Below are 19,475 nucleotides of genomic sequence, written 5' to 3'. Positions count from 1 at the left end.
CCTTTACTTTTTTACACTTTAATTATCTTTTTTGTAAACAAAACAAACAATAGAAATCCGTTTCTTTCCAGTAACATTTACAAAAGTTACTGTTTTCTAGTGGATTTTTGTAAATATCTTGTCAAAAAATGTCTATTTTAAGTTATATAGTATAAATCCGTTTACAAATCATTTTCAAAAAAGTTATAATTTACGTAAAAAAATAAGAAGAAGGTATCTACATGTTATTACGTGAAAAAATCAAAGAAACCTCCTTTTCTCCTTCAGAAAATGAAGTGATCCAGTTTCTCTTAAGCGGTTCTCCAGCACTTGGCGAAATGACCATCCAAGAGATCGCTGAACGATGTTATGTCCACCCGTCCACACTCATCCGTGTAGCAAAAAAAATGGGGTTTGATGGCTGGGTCAGTTTTCGTAATGCTTTTTTAGCTGAAACAGCCTATCTTGAAGGGAATTTTCAAGACGTAGATGCGAATCTTCCTTTTTCCACCACAGACGGTATTATGACGATCGCAAATAAAATGGCTTCTTTAGAACAGATGACGATTCAAGATACACTTTCTCTCATTCATCATGACCAACTGCAAAAAGCTAAGTATTTACTGCTCCAGGCAAAAAAAATCGTGATCTTCGCCAGTAACTCGAATACTTTGATTTCTCAAGATTTCATGCTGAAAATGAAGCGCATCAAAATGGATGTCACAATTGTCACCACTTTTGGTGAATCATTCTATGAAGCGTACAATTGCACGAGCGATATGTGCGGGATCCTGATTTCTTATACGGGTGAAAATAAAGTGATTCTTCGTACCGCAGAAATATTGAAACAAAATCATGTTCCAATTTTAGCTTTGACCAGTATCGGTGATTCAACGCTATCTGCAATGAGTACAGCCGCTTTGCGACTTACGACACGCGAGCGACTGTATTCAAAAATTGGTAATTTTACGATCAATACATCAATTTGTTATCTTCTAGACGTGTTATATAGTTGTGTTTTTGCAGAAAATTATCAACAGAATTTAGTCCATCTAATTTCTGTCGGTCAAAAATTCGATAAACGCCCTATCAGCTCAGCCATCATGAAAGAGCCTTTCAATTTTGAAAATAAAGAAGTGGAATAAAAAGAATAGCCAAGCCTAGTCCATTCTTCACCTAACCGTTCAGGTCAGTGCGGTGATAAGTGCATCGTCTGGCCCGACCGTCTCCCCTTGGTTTTCCAAAATATCCAAATAATCCGTGTAATTGGTGACGATCACAGGTGTTTCTAAACTGTATCCTTCCTTTTCGATTTTCTTTTTGTCGAAGCGTAGCAACAGGTCGCCTTGTTTCACTCTTTCTCCTTGCTGCACTAAGCTTTCAAAATATTTCCCTTCCAACTGCACAGTATCCAATCCGACATGAATCAGCAATTCCAGCCCTGTTTCAGAAACCATTCCGATTGCATGTTTCGTCGGGAACAGGGTCATAACTGTTCCATCAAAAGGGGCACGTACTTCTCCTTTTTCAGGGTAGATCAAGATTCCTCGACCTAGTGTTCCTTGTGCAAAAGCTGCATCCTTCGCTGCATTTAGTGGCGCGATTTGTCCTTGTATCGGTGTTTTTACAATTTCTTTACCTGATTTTTTCTGTATAGCATCTGTTTCACCTGCTTCATCCTTCCAAAAGAAAAAAGTCAGCGAAAACCCGATTACCGAAGCAATAGCAATGCCGATAAACGCTTGAAACATACCACTGGCGTCTGTTTCCGTGATGTAGTTTACCACCCCAAAAATCCCTAATCCGCCCATTGTGTAGCTGATTGTTCCAGATGCCATCAAATAGATTCCTGAAATAGCACCACCAATCATCGAGTAAATAAATGGCTTCTTCTTCGGTAAGGTGATTCCATAAATAGCCGGTTCTGTTACGCCGAAGATTCCTGAAATCACAGCTGGCATGCAAAGCGCCTTCATTTTTTGATCCTTGAACTTGGAAATACATCGCCAATACCACTGCTGTCTGTGCAAAACTCGCGCCATAAACGCCTACTAACATCTGACTCCACCCATTTTGCGCTAGCTGCATAATCGCAAGAGGGATAATACTCCAATGAAGTCCGAAAATCACCAGTACTTGCCAAAGAAACCCTAGAACTGCACCATACACAGCTGGAGAAAAGTCCATCAATGCTTGGAATCCCGTGCTTAATAGATCTGTCAGTATACTGACAATCGGACCGATAATCAAAAAGCCAGCAGGAAGTGCGATTAATAACACAGAAAAAGGAACCAAAAAGGTCTGGACGACTGCAGGAATCCATTTCTTGGCAATTTTTTGGACTTGTCCGGCAAATGCGATAATGAAGATAACAGGTACGACGCTACTGGTATAACTGCTGCCCACCCATGGGATACCCAAAAATGTTTCATAAGCCGGAAGCCCCAGCAAGCTATAAGGCGCAGGACTGCCATCAGGGAAACCACTTTGTAGTGCTGCTCCTTGTACAGTCGGATAACAAAGTGCTGCACCAATCACGAGCCCCACCATCGGATTCAGATGAAATTTTTTCGCTGCTGTGTACCCTAAGATCACTGGCATGAAATAAAAAATTGCATCCCCTATCCCATTCAGCATGATGTACGTACCCGATCCTTCAGTATAAAATTTGAGAAACAAGAACAAAGCATTTAATCCTTTGACCATTCCCGCTGCAGCCAAAGCACCTAAAAAAGGCTGGAAACAGCCACTTAATATGTCGATTAATCGATTGAACAGATTACTACTTGAAGAAACCTCTTCTTCTGCTTCATCGGAAATCCCGGCTACTGTCAGTACTTCTGCATAGACATCTGGCACATGATTCCCGATTACAACTTGATATTGCCCGCCGCTTTTCATGATGGTGACTATCCCTTCCATCTTTTTCAAAACATCATCCTTTGCTTTATTTTCCTCCTTTAGTTTGAAACGAAGTCGCGTCACACAGTGTGTCAAGCTACGGATATTTTCTTTTCCTCCGATATTCTTTACGATGTTTTCTGCTAATTCCTGGTATTTTCCCATTTCTATTCCCTCCAATTAATTAGTGGAAGGTTTAGCCAACTGAATGTCACTACCCTTATTTTCATACGTTCTTGTTAATTTGTCCTCCTTTTTTATTTATTTACAACGATTCTCATGCACTAAACGCGCAGTATGGATCGTTAAATACATTTTTTCATCCGTGGACATCTGGTAGTCGAAAGCCCCGGTTAAAAAGTCTGCTATTTTCTCAACGCAACCAAACGTATCCTTATATTTTTTTTGAATAACTTGGAACAATTCCTCAGAAACTTCTCCATCTTCTGATTTTGCTCCATCTAGGACACGTGTCAGAAAAAAACGCAGGTGCGTGACGAATCGAAAAAAGTGGACTGAATCTTCATCAAATGTAATCTTATAGTAATAGCGGACGATATTTAAAATATCCTGTATTGTTGTGGTAAACAGGTAGGTATTGTCTTGCTGGCTTTGAATGCCTTGTGCATTGACTAAATGCAATGCGATAAATCCGGCTTCGTCTTCTGATAACTTGATGTGGTATTTATCCGAGATTTTCTTCACTGTTTTTTTCCCAATGGCATACTCTTTAGGAAACAGTTGTTTGATATCATACAGCAATACATTTGGCACAAAGATCCCCATTTTTTGACGTTCGATAGCTGTATACAAGTGATCCGTCAATGAAATATACACAGAATCATTTAAATGGACTTGCAGAGCCTCTTTTGTATATTCAATGATTTCGCAAGAAATTTCTAAGTACTCAAGAGGAATCGCTTGTGCCAATTCTTGGAACTGTTGTGAAAGTCCGTCATTTTTCAACTGAAATTTTTTGTCGATGCATGAGTCAAGAATCGGGTCACCCACCTTCTTTTTGAATGCCAATCCTTTTCCCATCACAATCATTTCCCGATCTCTTTCATCCCTTGTTATTACGACGTTGTTATTCAGTACTTTCTCAATCAGCATGTTTTGCTCCTTTCCATGATATATAGGGCTGTATCCAAAACAAAAAGAAAAACCCAAAAAGCCGTCCATGAAACCATGGGAGACTCATCAGGTTTAGCTTGCATCAGGCAATCACTATCCAAGTTGTATCGTTTTCTTTATATTATCGAAAGCAAACGATTTTGTCAACGCTTTCTTAGGGTCTATTAGGCACTTCTGACTAGCTGACGTCGTCTTTTTTAAATCTGGTAACTACGACACTAACTCTCACAGATGAAAAATATGGGAAGCTATGTTTTATTTTCACTCTAGTGCTTAGGTCAAAATGCTACTGTCACAACATCTTTTATATACCACTGCTTTGCAGTTTGTACATATCTGCATACAAACCATTTTGCGCTAGAAGTGTTTCATGATTCCCGCGTTCTACTATATGACCTTTGTCTAAAACTAAAATCAATTCTGCATCTCGAATCGTTGACAGCCGATGGGCAATCGCAATCGTTGTCCGTCCTTGTCGCATTTTCGCCAATCCTTCTTGGATCAATCCTTCTGTTTCAGTATCGATATTTGCTGTTGCTTCATCCAATACTAGAATTTTAGGATCAGTCACGATTGTTCGCGCAAAAGTGATCAGCTGTCGTTGTCCACTAGAATAGCTGGCACCATGTTCGATCACTTTTGAGTGATATCCTTTTGGTAATTCATCGATGAATTTGTTTGCTTGAACAAACTCAGCCGCATGGCGTATCTGTTCGTCTGTGATAGCTGGATTCATCATCCGAATATTTCCTGCGATATCCCCATAAAACAAGAAAGCATCTTGCAAGACCAGCCCCATTTTCTTACGTAACTCTTCCATTGGATATTCTCGAATGTCATGATCATCAATCAATATCTGACCTTCATAAAATTCGTAAAACCGCATAAACACATTGATGATCGAGCTTTTCCCACTTCCGGTGTGTCCCACTAATGCAACGGTCTCTCCCGGATTAGCAACAAAAGAGATATTGTTTAATACATTGTGCTCTCCATCATAAGAAAAGCTTACATTGCGAAACTCAATCTTACCTGAAGTAATCATTTGATCTGCTCCAGGGTTTTGTTGTGGTGCATATTCTTCCGTATCCATAATCTTCAAGATACGACTACCAGCAACCATCCCATCTGTGAAGATGCTCAAAAAGTCCATCATTTGAGACATTGGATTAAAAAATCCCTGGACATAGGTCGTAAATGCATAGATCAGTCCAACTTCTACGGGAGAATGCAACGCATCGATCCCAAACAAAGTCAACACCAACGCAATCGCCAATGCATATAGAAAATTGATGATTGGACTTAACAGAATCGAATTCGTTTTGATCATCGCATAACGCGTGTCTAAATACTCATTGTTCACTTGTTCAAATTCTTTAGCTAAACGAGCTTCTTGACGAAACTGCTGGATAATACGCATGCCGGAAATCGATTCATTCAATTTCGTATTCAGCTGACTTAATTTTTCTCGCATATTCCGGTAAATACGAGAACTAAATTTCTGGTAATACCAGATGACGATTCCTAAAATTGGCAAGAACACCAAAGTCCACAAGGCAATTTCTCCATTGATTTGAAACATGGCAATGAATGAAGAAACGACTGCAAAGATCCCAGTCAATACCATCAAAAAGACGTACCAAAATTCAAATAGCGTTTCTGTGTCATTCGTCACTCGAGAAACGGTTGATCCTGCCGGTGTCTGATCAAAATAACGCATACCTAGTGTATGCAGCTTTTCAAATAATTTTACCCTAATATACTGATAGGTCTTCAATGAAGCCATGGAATACAAATACCATTGGAAAAACCAAATGATACTTTTTACTATGACTCCAAATAAGTACATACCAGCAAAAAACAAAATAACTTGTGTCGTAGCCGACTGTTTAGCCAGATGATCATCCATAAAAGTTTGGATGATCCTTGGCAATAGGACATTGATCACAGACAGAGCAAACGCAAATAAGATAGCAACGATGAACGTTCTTCTAAAAGGTTTGGCGAACTTCATCAGTCGTGTGATGATCTTTTTCTGTTCTTTAAGTGGAATCGATTTTGTCCATTCCGATTGATAATTTTCATCCATCAGGCCTCGCCTCCTTCTATCTTCGCTTCTAATTGCTGTTTCTCCCACATTTGTTCATACCAGCCGCCTAGTGCAAGCAGCTCATGATGGGTTCCTCGTTCAATGATTTTCCCTTGATCGACAACAATGATTTCTTTTGCATGCATTACGCTACTTAAACGGTGAGCTGCAATGATAGTTGTTTTCTCTTTTCTTATTTCTTTTAAATTATGCAAGATAGCTTCTTCTGTTTTGGCATCTACTGCAGAAAGTGCATCATCTAACATTAATAATTCAGGATTTTTGATCAATGCTCGAGCAATCGAAATCCTTTGTTTCTGTCCGCCAGATAAAGAGACTCCACGTTCTCCAACTAAGGTATCATAACCTTTTGGTAATTCCTTGATTTCATTGTTGATAAATGCTAAAGAAGCCGCATGCTCTACTTCTTCTTCTGAAAGTTTTGGATTAGAAAAACGGATATTATCTCGAATGGTCATCGAAAACAAGAAGTGATCCTGAGGCACATAGCCGATTGATCCTAATAAAGCATTCAATGAATATTCTTTGATCGAACGTCCGCCAAATTGGATTTTCCCTTGATAATCATCGTATTCACGCATCAGTAATTTGATGATCGTCGTTTTTCCCGCACCAGTTTTCCCAACAATACCTAATGTTTCTCCTTCTTGGATTGCAAACTTGATTTGTTCTAATGCTGGTGATTCTTCTTTCGGATAATTAAAAGAGGAAATAGCTACATTCAGCTCGCCTTTTGCCGGGGTCTGCACTGCACCCAGTTGTTCCACGATATGCGTTTTTTCATGCAAAAGTTCATTGACGCGATCATAAGAAGCATTTCCTCTTTCCAATACGTTGAACAATCGACCAATCGCAAACATCGGCCAAACAAGCATACCGATATAACTAATAAATGAGACCATCTGCCCGATCGAGATCGTGCCTTCCAAGACATACTTTCCACCTAAAATAATTGTTGCAACATAAGACAGACCGATAATCAAGGTAATGAATGGATCAAATAAGGAGTCTAAAAAATTGACTCGTTTGTTTTTAATAATTGCATCTTCAATCTTTTCTTCAAAATCCGCTAGATCTTCTTTTTCTTGTCCAAATGTTTTAATGACTTTGATCCCAGTGATACTTTCTTGTGTCTTATCATTGATACTAGAAAAAGCTTCTTGCGAATCACGAAAAGCATCATGGAGTTTCGACCCCAGCACTCGTGAAGTGACGGCCAGCAAAGGCAGAGGAATTAGCGCAATCAGTGTTAAGCGCCAATCAATAAACAAAATCATCGCAATGATCGTTGTTCCGCCCGTAATCACTGAATCTGCAAAGGTCAAGATACCAGCTCCTGCTACATTCTGGATCGCATTCAAATCATTCGTTGCATGAGCCATCAAATCCCCAGTCCGATATTTTTGGTAAAAGAGATTGTCCATTTCTGTAAAATGTTTGAATAACTGCTGCCGAAGTTCTTTCTCCAACCGAGCTGCACTTCCCCAAATATTCGTCCGCCAGATATAACGAAAAAGATATTGTAAAAAAGCAGCGATAATCAATAGGAAGATCCACCCGAAAATGATCTTTATTGATAAATTTTTATCGGCAATCTCATCAATGATGATCCCAATCACTTTTGGAGGAACTAACTGTACCAAGGCCACTGCGAATAGCGAGAAAACTCCAATTAAATAATGTTTCTTTTCCTGACGAAAAAACCAGCCTAATTTTCTAAAAATCGACATTTTACTCCTCCTTTGTCTTTATCAAGAGCCTAGGATTGTCTGTGCTTGTCTTTTTTGCTGAATAATCTGAATAGTCTAACAAATTACGAAATAAAAAACGGGCTGAAAAAATCAGCCCGTAAAAAGTCGTTGGGTCAGAACCTATTTTTTCCCTTGGTTCTTCATTTGCTGCATCATCTGGCGAATTTTCTTCTCAGATGGTTTTTGCCCCATTGACATCATCATTGATCGCAACATGTCCTCATTAACGGGAGGATTTTTTTCTAAATAGTCTTTCATATATTTACGCGCTAGGAAAAAGCCACCTACTGCGCCGATTAGCAAAGCAATAATAGCAATAAGTACGACAATACCTGTTGATAACATATAAATCTCTCCTTTCTATTTCCGAATTGCTCTCAATGACTTATTTTACTAAAGTTTATTGAAAAAAGAAAGGCGTATTCTTTAGTTTCATGCAAAAAATAGCGGTTTTTTTAGAGGAGAACAAAATTTCTTTCGTCATCTAGCAAGACACGCCACGAAAATAAATTAGGCATACCGAATCTTTTTCTTTAATTTTTTCTTTTTGAGGTGTAGAATGTAATCGTAGATAAATAGGAAAGGTGGTTTTTTCTTGAATAATCAATCCAATAAACAATTTCATAAGCATCGACTTATTGAACATACAAATGGTTTATCTTTAGCTGAAGTAAATGGAACAGTTGATGTACCAAAGGGGAAAAGTTTTTTTAAAACACTTCTTGCTTACTCTGGACCTGGTGCGTTAGTAGCAGTTGGGTATATGGACCCGGGTAACTGGTCTACTTCGATCACCGGAGGACAAAATTTCCAATATTTATTGATGTCAGTTATTTTGATGTCTAGTCTTATTGCTATGCTTTTACAGTATATGGCAGCAAAATTAGGAATCGTGAGCCAAATGGATTTGGCACAGGCAATCCGAGCACGCACAAGTAAGACATTAGGTGTCATTTTATGGATATTGACTGAATTAGCCATTATGGCAACAGATATTGCAGAAGTAATTGGTGCAGCAATCGCCCTCTACTTACTTTTTGATATTCCATTGGTGATTGCCGTCTTTATTACTGTATTAGATGTTTTCGTTCTCTTACTACTGACAAAAGTCGGGTTTCGTAAGATCGAAGCACTGGTTGTCTGCTTGATTTTCGTCATTTTATTCGTTTTTGTCTATCAAGTTGGCTTGTCTAACCCAGATTGGCACAGTTTATTTGCTGGCTTTATCCCTAACAGCCATACATTCTCCGACTCACCTGTCATTGGTGGCGAAACTCCGCTAACTGGAGCATTAGGGATTATTGGCGCAACAGTCATGCCACATAACTTATATCTACATTCAGCAGTTTCACAAACTCGGAAGATCGATCACCAAGACGAAGAAGATGTAGCACAAGCTGTACGTTTTTCTACTTGGGACTCTAATATCCAATTGTCGATGGCTTTTCTAGTCAATGCGCTGCTATTGATCATGGGTGTCGCTGTCTTCAAAACCGGTTCTGTCCAAGATCCTTCCTTTTTTGGTCTGTATGAAGCTTTATCTGATCCATCAGCTATGAGCAATGGTATTTTGATTGCTGTAGCAAAATCTGGTATCTTGTCCACTTTATTTGCTGTAGCACTTCTTGCTTCTGGCCAGAACTCTACTATTACTGGTACGTTGACCGGTCAAGTCATCATGGAAGGATTCATCCATATGCGTATCCCGATCTGGCTAAGAAGACTGGTCACACGATTGCTTTCTGTGATTCCTGTATTGATTTGTGTTTTGTTTACAAGTACAAAAGGAACGATCGAAGAACATACCGCTTTGAATAACTTAATGAATGAATCCCAGGTGTTCTTAGCTTTTGCGTTGCCGTTTTCGATGATCCCTTTACTGATGATGACCAACAGCCAAGCGGAGATGGGTAGCCGATTTAAAAATTCATTCATCGTAAAACTTCTTGGCTGGTTCTCTGTGATTAGTCTAACTTACTTGAACTTACGAGGATTACCAGGACAGATCGAAAGTTTCTTCGGCGAGCAAGCCACTTCCGCTCAACTAGCATTGGCTGATCACATCGCTTATGTAATCATTGTTCTTGTCCTTCTCCTGTTGGCATGGACGATTGGTGATTTATATAAAGGAAACAAAAAATATGAACAGCGTTTGCAGGAAACGGTAGAAGAAATCGAATAGAAACTGATTTTTCCACACAAAGACCCTTGATAGTTAGGTTAAAAATCTAACTATCAAGGGTCTTTTTGTTTAGAAGATAAAGCTTTTTTCAGATTTAATTTACTGAAAACTAGCATGCTTGTTACTACGATGAATTGCGTTAATGGCACACCTGCACCAGTGTAGACACTTAAAAAATAGTCCTTTTTTTCTGGCGCATAAGAACAAAACCATGAGACACCGAAAAGAAAAACCAATTGTGTCAGTACTAATCCAGTGACCACAATCAAAGAAGAACTATAATACGTACGATCAACTTTTGCAAATACGGTTCCTAGTATCATGAGTAGTATTCCTGCTATTGAAGCAATCAGTAATGGTATGGACAAAACTTGGTAAATTTTTATCATGACATTCGCGACTTTTGCTGATTTTGTTAATTGGAAATTAGGTGTTCTCGGTTCATTACTATCGATCCAATTCTCCATTAGCGGAAGGTTTAATAATTCTTGAGCCTGTTTGACTTGTTCTTGCGTTCCGAAACTATAATCTCCTCCTTGATGGAAATCTTTATATCGCCATGCATAAGCGTATCCTGATTGAAGGAAATCGAATACGATTGGCAGATCACTCATCGTCTTTCCATCTCCTGATCCCATCAGATAGAACTCTTTTTTCTTTTTGATGGTTCCCTTGTGATAGGCTTCTTCTAATTCTTGGTTGACTTTTTTCCAAAAATCATTGGTTTCTTTTGCATTGTTTTGGTAATAACCAGATTCGCTTACCACATCTCGCAATGCCCAAAAGATGATATCTCCGGGTAATTCTTTTACTTTTCCACCTTGAGTCCACGCGTGAGTCGTATATAATTCGTCAATACGGGTAGAAACAGTATGGAATGTAGGAGATGCGGCTAATGCTTTATTTAGTGCAGCATGTGAGACCCATATCTCACTGTTTTCTTTATTCAAGTTCGTTTCATCATCTATTCGGATCAGTTGTTTCATCAAACGTCCAAATTCTCCACTCGAACGGTCATTGATGGTTGCAATACCGTATGTTGTCTCATTTTTATATTCGATCCACTGATAGACGATGGAAAAGCCAACTATAGGAAGTAAAAACAATGAAAGTTTCAGCCATTCCCGTTTCGAGAGAAGAAAGAGTCGTTTTTTTAACTTCTTTACTTCTTTGAAAGAAAAGTCTTGCCCTAGCAAGATCTGGACGAAACTGATACCCAAAGCTACTACAGTAAAAGGAAGAAGCCAGATAGAATCTTCGCGAATGAACCAAAAAAAAGGAAAAGCGACAGAAAGCCCTAAAAACCATGGCAGCAATTTTCTGCTAGAACCGTATTTGCGGTAATAAATAGCTAATAAACAAGCGATAATGATCTCAACAGCCGGAATCACGAGGGCATTACGATACGTTCGAGTGGAATATTCATGTGTAAAACTAATCGGAGAAAACAAAAAATAAAAATAGATACTTAAAAGAAGATACTTGTTCTTCACGATCGGTTTAAACGCGAGTGCAACCAATATACTGGCAAAAATACTGAACATGCCGAACAAAACTGCATAAGAAAAATGCAGTTTATGTGCAAGTACTAAAAATAAGCTGTAGGAGATTCCTTTGGAAAGTGTTGTAGTCGTATACTCCCCTAGCCATTTACCGTCCAAAATATTTTGAGCATAGCGAATCAGCAGCTGATCATCATAGGTTGCCGACATGTCTGTTCCATAGATTGCTTTACTATATAAATACAAACGAATAATTGTAAATAATAGGGCTATGCCAAGAATAAAGTATGTATGTTTCTTAGTCAGTTGGTTGATCAAGGGTTTTAAAGTGTTCAGCATCTTTTCGTCCTTCCAATCACGTTTTGCCACTTGCTTGTGAAACTTTTCGTTTTTTTACTTTTCTACCAGTATACCCTGTTTGTCTAAATTTAAAAAGAGGGGGGAGAAGATGCATGATGAAAAAGACTGCAAAAAGTACTCCTTTGTTTCTTAAACAAAAAAGGACAAGGCACATTGCCTGGTCCTTTTTTGCTGCTGTCAAATAGAAAATCTTAGAGTATCACTTCTTCTGCTAATAACTCAGGAAACACTTCTGGATCGAATGTTTGCGCTTTGAACATGGCGATTTCTTTTCCATATGGTGCGTAAGCTTTCTTTTTATCTTTGCCGACATAGGGAGTTTCCAAGATTTTCGAAATATTGTCAAACATTGGATCATGGACGATCTTATTCAACGTGTCGAATCCGATTGTTCCAAAACCAATATTGGCGTGCCGGTCTTTATGCGAACCTTGCGGATTTTTAGAATCATTGATATGGAGTACTTTAAGCCGATCTAACCCGATGATCTTATCAAACTCTTCCATTACACCTGAAAAGTCTTCTTTAATATTATAACCGGCATCATTCGTATGACAGGTGTCAAAAGTAACGGATAATTTTTCATTCAATTTTACTCCATCGATGATTTGCGCTAATTCCTCAAATGTTCGACCGATTTCCGTACCTTTACCTGCCATCGTCTCCAAAGCGATTTGTGCCGTCTGTTCTTTTGTCAAAACTTCATTCAAGCCTTCAATAATTCTAGCAATTCCGGCTTCTGTTCCTGCCCCTACATGAGCACCTGGGTGAAGTGTAATTTGAGTAGCGCCTAAAGCTTCTGCACGAACAATCTCTTCTCTCAGAAATTGGACGGCAAAAGGAAACATTTCTGGTTTGATCGTATTCCCCAAATTAATGATATAAGGGGCATGAACGACGATATTTGTTAGACCGTTTTCTGCCATGTACGCTTTTCCGGCATCAATATTCATCTCTTCGATGGCTTTTCTTCTAGTGTTTTGAGGGGCGCCTGTATAGATCATAAAAGTCGAAGATCCATAACTGGCTGCTTCTTCTGCTGCTCCTAACAGCATTTTCTTTCCGCTCATGCTGACGTGTGAGCCTAATAACATGGATGGATTCCTCCTTGAAAGGCAATTGTTACTAACAATTCCTATATATTGAAGATGATATACAAAGAAAATGATTGATTTTTCTTTGCCCTGTTCTCCATAGTAACTGAAATTTTCTCTAAAGAAAAGCTTAAGAACTCTTTTATAAAAAAGATCATTTTCTCACGTTTTAACTCCTTTAAAAAAGAAATTCCTGCCAAAAACAGCCTTGTCTGTTTTTTTGTTCTATTATTTGCTATAATTAGCGAAATAAAACCATTAGTTGAGGTGACCCTTTTGCCACGCAAAAATACTCGAAAAAAACAGAATAGAAGAAAAAAAGAAAAATGGTTTGTTCCTAAGATTATTTTTAGAGTTTTTCAATCATTGACTGTTTTTATTACTGTTCTTCTTTTGATGTTCGCAGCTCTAGGTATTGGAATAGGCGCTGGCTATTTTGCCTATCTCGTCGAAGACACACAATTGCCGACTAAAAAAGCACTGCAGACAGAACTAGGAAACATTACAGAAACGTCAAAGATTGTTTATGCAGATAATACAGAGATATCAAAAATCCAGACAGATCTGATGCGCACGACTATTTCATCTGATAAGATTTCACCTTTATTGAAAACTGCAATTATCAGCACAGAGGATGAATACTTCGATAAACACCAAGGTTACGTTCCTAAAGCTGTTTTACGAGCATTAGTATCTGAAGCTACTGGTATTGGCTCTTCTGGTGGATCAACTTTGACACAGCAATTAGTCAAACAGCAGATCCTTACAGATGAAACAACATTCAAACGTAAAGCAAACGAGATCATTCTTTCTGCACAAGTAGAAAAATACTTTTCAAAAGATGAGATCATTGCTACGTATTTGAATGTCTCACCATTTGGTCGTAATAATAAGGGACAAAACATTGCTGGAGTCCAGGAAGCTGCAAGAGGAATCTTTGGTGTAGATGCAAAAGATGTTACTCTGCCGCAAGCTGCTTATATCGCTGGATTACCCCAAAGCCCGATCACGTATAGTCCATACACGAACACAGGCGCGCTAAAAGAAGATCTTTCTGCCGGCCTTGCCAGAAAAGATTTTGTTTTATTCAGTATGTATCGTGAAGGCCAAATTACGAAAGAACAATACGAAGAAGCAAAATCCTATGACCTTACAAAAGACTTTCTACCACAACAAATCGCAGAACAGACTGACAGAGAATTCTTGTATTATACTGTGATGAATGAAGCAACAAGAATCATTGCACAACAATTGGCTGAAAAAGACAACGCTGATATGTCTGATTCATCGATCAGTGACGCTTATTATCAAAAGGCACAGCAAACGATCCAAAATAAAGGATATACAATCCATTCGACAATCGATAAAGATGTCTATGCTGCACTGCAAAATGGCGTAGAAAATTATGGATACATGTTAGATGATGGTGCTGGCAGTCAAGTAGAAACCGGAAATGTATTGATGGATAACAGAACTGGCCGCATCTACGGATTCGTTGGCGGACGGAATTACAGTCAGAATCAAAATAACCATGCCTTCGATACAGAACGTCAAGCTGGCTCATCAATCAAACCAGTTCTTGTTTACGGACCTGCAATCGACATGGGGCTTATCGGATCAGAATCCCGTGTATCAGATTATGCAACAACTTGGCAAGAAGGAGAAAATGCTGGCGAGAAAATCGTCAATGCTACTAACGAAGGATCGAACACCTTCCAAACCGTCCGTGAGTCACTAGAATGGTCCAACAATATCCCGGCTTATCACTTATATCAAGATGTGTTGAATTCCGGTGGATCGAAACAATATGCTTACGAGCACTACTTGGCAAAGATGAACTACCCGGCAAATGACGATTGGGGCGTTGAATCTGCTCCTTTAGGTACAGTAGATGTCACAACGCTTCAACAGACCAACGGATTTCAGGCTTTAGCAAACGGCGGGGTCTATGAAGAAGGCTATATCATCGATTCCATCACAGATAACGCAGGAAATGTAATTTATAAACACGAAAGCAACTCTGTCCGGATCTATTCGGAAGCAACAGCATCGATCATGAATGACATGATGCGTAGTGTGATCAATGCAAAAATCACTACACCATTCAAAGATGCCATCTCAAGCTTAAACGGAAATCTAGGAAAAGCAGATTGGGTCGGAAAAACTGGTTCTACCAATGAATACCGAGATTCGTGGCTAATTGTCTCTACTCCGTCTATTACCATCAGTAGCTGGGCAGGGCACGATGACAATACTGGAATGGACAGCAAAGCAAGGATACGTTCGGCTAATTATCTTGCCAATCTGATCAATCAAGCTTACCAAGCAAAACCTGACATTTTTGGCACTGATGAGAAATTCGAATTATCATCTGATGTGATGAAGAAAAAAGTATCTGGATTTACTGGTCAAACACCTGGAAAAGTTACTGTCAATAAAAAATCCATCCAAACACCAGGAAAAACAGTTGAATCGCTATGGGCAAAAAATGGACCGAAGAAAAGCGCCTTTAAATTTGGCGTTGGCGGTACCGATGAAAACTATACAGATTACTGGAACACCGCTTCAGCTTATGCAAGAGCAAATCAAGCAACCAAAGAATCAGATGAGAAAGATGATTGATTTAATAGATTACACAGTAATAAGGGAATGTGACAATAGTATTGTCACATTCCCTTATTTTTTTGATGGTGGTGAACAAAATGCAGCATATATACACGGATTGTTTTCTATACGATAAATGTAATTTCAACCACTTTCTCTCTTTTTTAAGACACAAAAAAAAGGATTATAACAAAATTTTGTCATAACCCCTTTTCCCGAATAAACGGTGTTCTCCTGCCAACTCCGAATCACAAGTCACAATATATATTCATCAAACATGAGATGCTGTTTTTTGAAATTGCTTCTTGTGACGCAGAGTTAAACGGCAGGCTCACAACCTCTGAATGGTTGTCCTTTTATTATTTTGTAGATCCTTTTTCTTCGATTCCATAAGGCAAGATAATCGTTTTTTCTTCGACTTCTTCTTTATTCATCATTTTCGTCAATAGGCGCATAGATACCGCTCCTAAATCGTATAATGGTTGTGTGATACTTGTTAAACGAGGACGAGCTACTTCTGTCAGTAGTGAATTGTTACTTGTGATGATTTCGAATTCTTCCGGTACTTTCACGCCACGGTCTAATAAACCATCCAAAATACCGATGGCTAATTCATCATCTGAAACATAGACAGCTGTTGCACCGCTATTATGGATCCGATCGACTAGAGATAGACCATCTTTGAAGTTGTATTGTGCTTCAAAGATCAATCCTTCGCTATATGGTAGGTTATTTTCACTTAATGCTTCTTTATAGCCTTTCAGACGATTTTGTCCATTGATGGGATCGATCAACGCACCACTGACAAAAGCGATTTTTTTATTGCCGCTTTTGGCCAATTTGTTTACTGCATCTTTTGTTGCTGATACATAATCAATGTTTACACTACCTACTTGTTCATCTGGATCAATAGAGCCAGCTAATACAACAGGAGTTTTTGAACGTGAAAATTCTCCACGGATTTCGTCTGTGATATGGTGACCCATGAAGATCACGCCATCCACTTGCTTAGCCAGTAAGTTATTCAATACATTGACTTCTTTTTGGTCGTTGCCATCTGAATTTGCTAAGATAATATTGTATTTGTACATTGTTGCCACATCATCGATACCACGTGCTAAAGAAGCAAAGAACATATTGCTGACATCAGGGATGATTACCCCAACTGTTGTTGTTTTCTTACTTGCCAAGCCACGCGCAACTGCGTTTGGACGATAATCCAAGCGATCGATAACTTCCAAGACTTTTTTTCTTGTTGCTGGTTTGACGTTTGGATTGCCATTTACGACACGTGAAACAGTAGCCATCGAAACATTTGCCTCTCTCGCTACATCATAGATAGTGATTGTTTGCTTTTCCATTTGTGTGCTCCTATTCATATTTTATATGTTTTCTGAAAATACGTCTTACATTTCTAAAATAGGATATCAAATAATCTCAAGAATTGCAACCGTTTTATCTCTGTTTTCATGAAAATTTTTACTTTTTTCAGTTTTTAGAACGTTGGTCTTTTAATAAATCAGTGGTACAATTATTGAATACAAAATTAATTTAGAAAGTAGGTTGCCAAATGAATAACGTAAAAATCAATGAACTACGTCAATGGATGGCACAACACCAAGTCGAATTGGCTTATATCAGCGACCCTGGCCACATCGCTTACTTTTCCGGATACGAAAGTGATCCTCATGAGCGTGTACTAGCTCTTTTTATCCCTCTTGAACAAGATCCTTTCCTTTTCACTCCTGCTTTGGAAGTTGAAGATGCTCAAAACAGTAGTTGGGCGTATGATGTCCGTGGCTATTTAGACAGCGAAAACCCTTGGGAGATCATCGGAAAAGAACTTCGTGCTCGCTATGGTCAGCCTGGCAATGTAGGGATTGAAAAGAACGCCTTGACTGTCGAGCGCTTCGATGCTATCTCTGATATCTTGACGGGAACGGATTCTTACACTGATCTAACTTCCATCATCCAACGTCTACAACTGATCAAAACTCTAGAGGAAAAAGACAAACTGATCGAAGCTGGTAAATGGGCCGATGTTGCATTTGAGATTGGCTTTAAAGCAGTGAAAGAAGGCGTGACTGAACAAGCGATCATTGCAGAAATCGAATACCAATTGAAAAAACAAGGTGTTTCACAAATGTCTTTCGACACATTAGTCCTTGCAGGAGCAAATGCTGCAAGCCCTCATGGTACACCAGGAAACACGAAGATTTCACCGAATGAACTTGTGTTATTCGATCTTGGCGTTGTTTGGAATGGCTATTGCAGTGATGCTACTCGTACAATTGCTTATCAAAAACCAACCGACTTCCAAGAAAAAATATACAACATCACTCTTGAAGCACAGCTTGCCGCACAAGAAGCCGTCCGTCCAGGTGTGACAGCAGGTGAACTTGATCAAATCGCACGAAACGTGATCAACAGCTATGGCTACGGCGAATATTTCAATCACCGTTTAGGTCACGGGATCGGAACAACCGTCCACGAATTCCCTTCCCTTGTAGAAGGAAATGACTTAGTAATCGAAGAAGGAATGTGCTTCTCTCTTGAACCAGGAATCTATATTCCTGAAAAAGTAGGGGTACGTGTCGAAGACTGTGTATATGTGACAAGCGATGGCTGTGTGCCATTCACGACTACACCAAAAGAATTACTTGTTTTAGAAAAATAAGAGTAAAAAAGGTGAGAGCTAGTCCGCTCCCACCTTTTTATTCTATAAATTTGTGATTTTAGTGATTTGTAGATGAATCTGTCATTGTATCTTTTATTTCTTTTTTAGCTTCTTTCGCATCTTCTTTTGCCATTTTCATCATTTCTTTTGTGTCATCTGCAACTGGTTTTGCTTCTGACATTCCTTCATTGACAGTATCTCCTGCTTTACCAGCAGCGTCTTTTACATCAATCATGATATCTTCTGAAGTATCTTTAGCAATACTTCCTAATTCATCTGCAGGTTTTTTCATATCTTCTGCCGTTTTTTTGAAACGATTAGATAAGTCAGCTGATTGTTCTTTAAGATTTAACAAGATATCGTCAGATTCACTTCCTGCTTCATCTGCTGATTCACTTACTTTTTGTTTGACACTACCTGCTAGATCACCTGCTTGTTGAGAAAGATCTTGCGCTTTTTCTTTTGCAATACCTGTTAACTCAGTCGATTTTTCTTTCGCCATATCTGTGTAATCTGAAGCCATATCCATCAAATCATCCGCTTGGGCAGCTAATTCATCCCGAAGTTCTTTACCAGATTTTGGTGCTAACAATAACGCGGCGATTGCTGCGGCTGTTCCTCCGACTACTGCACCTAATAAAAATCCACCTTTTTTAGCCATTTTTATTTTCCTCCTGTCGTTTCAGTATGTTTTTTGTTTTTAAAAAATTTCATCGCTGTCCCACCGACTTTTCCGGCAACCGTCGCTTTAGCTGTCGTTTTACCGATTCCGCCGACTTTCGTCGCGATGTTTTTACTAGAATGATTAAGTTCTGATACACTTTCACTTAAATCAGCAACTGCTGTGAACAATGGATCGATCGTTGCGACTTTTCCATTGATATCCAAGAGCAGTTCATTACTTTTGACCAGCAAGCCTTCTACTTGTCTAGACAAAAGATCTACGTCTTTTGTGACGATTTCGATCGTCGTATTTGCTTCTGCTACAGTCTGATCTACTTTTTCTAAAGTTTTAGAAACTTGCAACAACACACGAACGATAAAAACGACAAGTATCGCAAAGGCGATTGCTGCGATCAATCCTGCAATTTCTCCTCCTGACATGATCAAACTCCCTTCTTGTCTCTCTTTTCTATAAGGATAGCATTTTCGTGTTTTTTAAACAAATAAAAACGAGCTTC

13 protein-coding genes and 1 pseudogene are annotated in these 19,475 nt (G+C 38.9%); 4 read left to right on the top strand and 10 right to left on the bottom strand.

Annotated features, from left to right (window positions below; genetic code table 11):
- Positions 1-221: 221 nt before the first annotated feature.
- Positions 222-1,124, top strand: coding sequence for a MurR/RpiR family transcriptional regulator (locus RBL01_RS03930; RefSeq protein ID WP_307780837.1), 903 nt, complete (start codon positions 222-224; stop codon positions 1,122-1,124).
- 39 nt (positions 1,125-1,163) lie between these two features.
- Here the strand turns inward: RBL01_RS03930 and RBL01_RS03925 are convergent.
- The 5 genes and pseudogenes from RBL01_RS03925 to RBL01_RS03905 all read right to left on the bottom strand — a co-directional run bounded on the left by RBL01_RS03925 (position 1,164) and on the right by RBL01_RS03905 (position 8,220).
- Positions 1,164-3,045 (bottom strand): annotated as a pseudogene (locus tag RBL01_RS03925) (beta-glucoside-specific PTS transporter subunit IIABC).
- A gap of 96 nt (positions 3,046-3,141) precedes the next feature.
- Positions 3,142-3,993, bottom strand: a complete 852-nt coding sequence (licT, locus tag RBL01_RS03920; protein WP_038809345.1) for a BglG family transcription antiterminator LicT — start codon at positions 3,991-3,993, stop codon at positions 3,142-3,144.
- 325 nt (positions 3,994-4,318) lie between these two features.
- Positions 4,319-6,103, bottom strand: a complete 1,785-nt coding sequence (locus RBL01_RS03915) for an ABC transporter ATP-binding protein (protein WP_072538355.1) — start codon at positions 6,101-6,103, stop codon at positions 4,319-4,321.
- Positions 6,103-7,854: an ABC transporter ATP-binding protein gene (locus RBL01_RS03910; protein WP_002330055.1), complete on the bottom strand. Its 1,752-nt coding sequence runs from the start codon at positions 7,852-7,854 to the stop codon at positions 6,103-6,105. Before RBL01_RS03910 ends, RBL01_RS03915 begins: the two co-directional genes overlap by 1 nt.
- Before the next feature lie 141 nt (positions 7,855-7,995).
- Entirely contained in the window at positions 7,996-8,220 is a 225-nt protein-coding gene (locus RBL01_RS03905) for a YneF family protein (protein WP_002294955.1), read from the bottom strand.
- Between the two features lie 250 nt (positions 8,221-8,470).
- Between RBL01_RS03905 and RBL01_RS03900 the strand changes: the two genes are divergently transcribed.
- Complete coding sequence (locus RBL01_RS03900) at positions 8,471-10,057, top strand: Nramp family divalent metal transporter (RefSeq protein WP_002317870.1); 1,587 nt, start codon at positions 8,471-8,473, stop codon at positions 10,055-10,057.
- A gap of 53 nt (positions 10,058-10,110) precedes the next feature.
- Here RBL01_RS03900 and RBL01_RS03895 read toward each other — a convergent pair whose 3' ends face one another.
- Positions 10,111-11,898 carry a hypothetical protein gene (locus RBL01_RS03895; protein WP_038809343.1) on the bottom strand — a complete coding sequence of 596 codons (1,788 nt, stop codon included), beginning with the start codon at positions 11,896-11,898 and terminating at the stop codon, positions 10,111-10,113.
- Between the two features lie 212 nt (positions 11,899-12,110).
- Positions 12,111-13,013, bottom strand: a complete 903-nt coding sequence (locus tag RBL01_RS03890; RefSeq protein WP_002300683.1) for a deoxyribonuclease IV — start codon at positions 13,011-13,013, stop codon at positions 12,111-12,113.
- Between the two features lie 276 nt (positions 13,014-13,289).
- On the opposite strand from RBL01_RS03890, the gene RBL01_RS03885 reads away from it, so the two are divergent.
- Positions 13,290-15,635 carry a transglycosylase domain-containing protein gene (locus RBL01_RS03885; protein WP_038809342.1) on the top strand — a complete coding sequence of 782 codons (2,346 nt, stop codon included), beginning with the start codon at positions 13,290-13,292 and terminating at the stop codon, positions 15,633-15,635.
- 341 nt (positions 15,636-15,976) lie between these two features.
- Here RBL01_RS03885 and ccpA read toward each other — a convergent pair whose 3' ends face one another.
- Positions 15,977-16,978: a catabolite control protein A gene (gene ccpA, locus RBL01_RS03880; RefSeq protein ID WP_002291653.1), complete on the bottom strand. Its 1,002-nt coding sequence runs from the start codon at positions 16,976-16,978 to the stop codon at positions 15,977-15,979.
- A gap of 209 nt (positions 16,979-17,187) precedes the next feature.
- Between ccpA and RBL01_RS03875 the strand changes: the two genes are divergently transcribed.
- Positions 17,188-18,294: an aminopeptidase P family protein gene (locus RBL01_RS03875; protein ID WP_038809739.1), complete on the top strand. Its 1,107-nt coding sequence runs from the start codon at positions 17,188-17,190 to the stop codon at positions 18,292-18,294.
- A 58-nt stretch (positions 18,295-18,352) separates the two neighbouring features.
- Here the strand turns inward: RBL01_RS03875 and RBL01_RS03870 are convergent, their stop codons facing one another.
- Positions 18,353-18,955, bottom strand: a complete 603-nt coding sequence (locus tag RBL01_RS03870; RefSeq protein WP_002294968.1) for a YtxH domain-containing protein — start codon at positions 18,953-18,955, stop codon at positions 18,353-18,355.
- Positions 18,956-18,957: 2 nt separating this feature from the next.
- Positions 18,958-19,398, bottom strand: a complete 441-nt coding sequence (locus tag RBL01_RS03865; protein WP_002289575.1) for a DUF948 domain-containing protein — start codon at positions 19,396-19,398, stop codon at positions 18,958-18,960.
- Positions 19,399-19,475: the final 77 nt, after the last annotated feature.

Origin of the sequence: Enterococcus sp. SB12 (genome assembly GCF_030910025.2) — a bacterium.
Classification (GTDB): domain Bacteria; phylum Bacillota; class Bacilli; order Lactobacillales; family Enterococcaceae; genus Enterococcus_B; species Enterococcus_B faecium.
The sequence above is the reverse complement of the archived record's forward strand: the minus strand, read 5'-3'. Positions and strand labels throughout refer to the sequence as shown.

What these genes read in the sequence shown, in the direction of transcription:
- RBL01_RS03915 (WP_072538355.1), bottom strand. Translation starts at nt 6,103, where the DNA reads ATGGATGAAAATTATCAATCGGAATGGACAAAATCGATTCCACTTAAA.
- RBL01_RS03930 (WP_307780837.1), top strand. Translation starts at nt 222, where the DNA reads ATGTTATTACGTGAAAAAATCAAAGAAACCTCCTTTTCTCCTTCAGAA.
- RBL01_RS03870 (WP_002294968.1), bottom strand. Translation starts at nt 18,955, where the DNA reads ATGGCTAAAAAAGGTGGATTTTTATTAGGTGCAGTAGTCGGAGGAACA.
- licT (WP_038809345.1), bottom strand. Translation starts at nt 3,993, where the DNA reads ATGCTGATTGAGAAAGTACTGAATAACAACGTCGTAATAACAAGGGAT.
- RBL01_RS03895 (WP_038809343.1), bottom strand. Translation starts at nt 11,898, where the DNA reads ATGCTGAACACTTTAAAACCCTTGATCAACCAACTGACTAAGAAACAT.
- RBL01_RS03905 (WP_002294955.1), bottom strand. Translation starts at nt 8,220, where the DNA reads ATGTTATCAACAGGTATTGTCGTACTTATTGCTATTATTGCTTTGCTA.
- RBL01_RS03875 (WP_038809739.1), top strand. Translation starts at nt 17,188, where the DNA reads ATGAATAACGTAAAAATCAATGAACTACGTCAATGGATGGCACAACAC.
- RBL01_RS03865 (WP_002289575.1), bottom strand. Translation starts at nt 19,398, where the DNA reads ATGTCAGGAGGAGAAATTGCAGGATTGATCGCAGCAATCGCCTTTGCG.
- RBL01_RS03890 (WP_002300683.1), bottom strand. Translation starts at nt 13,013, where the DNA reads ATGTTATTAGGCTCACACGTCAGCATGAGCGGAAAGAAAATGCTGTTA.
- ccpA (WP_002291653.1), bottom strand. Translation starts at nt 16,978, where the DNA reads ATGGAAAAGCAAACAATCACTATCTATGATGTAGCGAGAGAGGCAAAT.
- RBL01_RS03910 (WP_002330055.1), bottom strand. Translation starts at nt 7,854, where the DNA reads ATGTCGATTTTTAGAAAATTAGGCTGGTTTTTTCGTCAGGAAAAGAAA.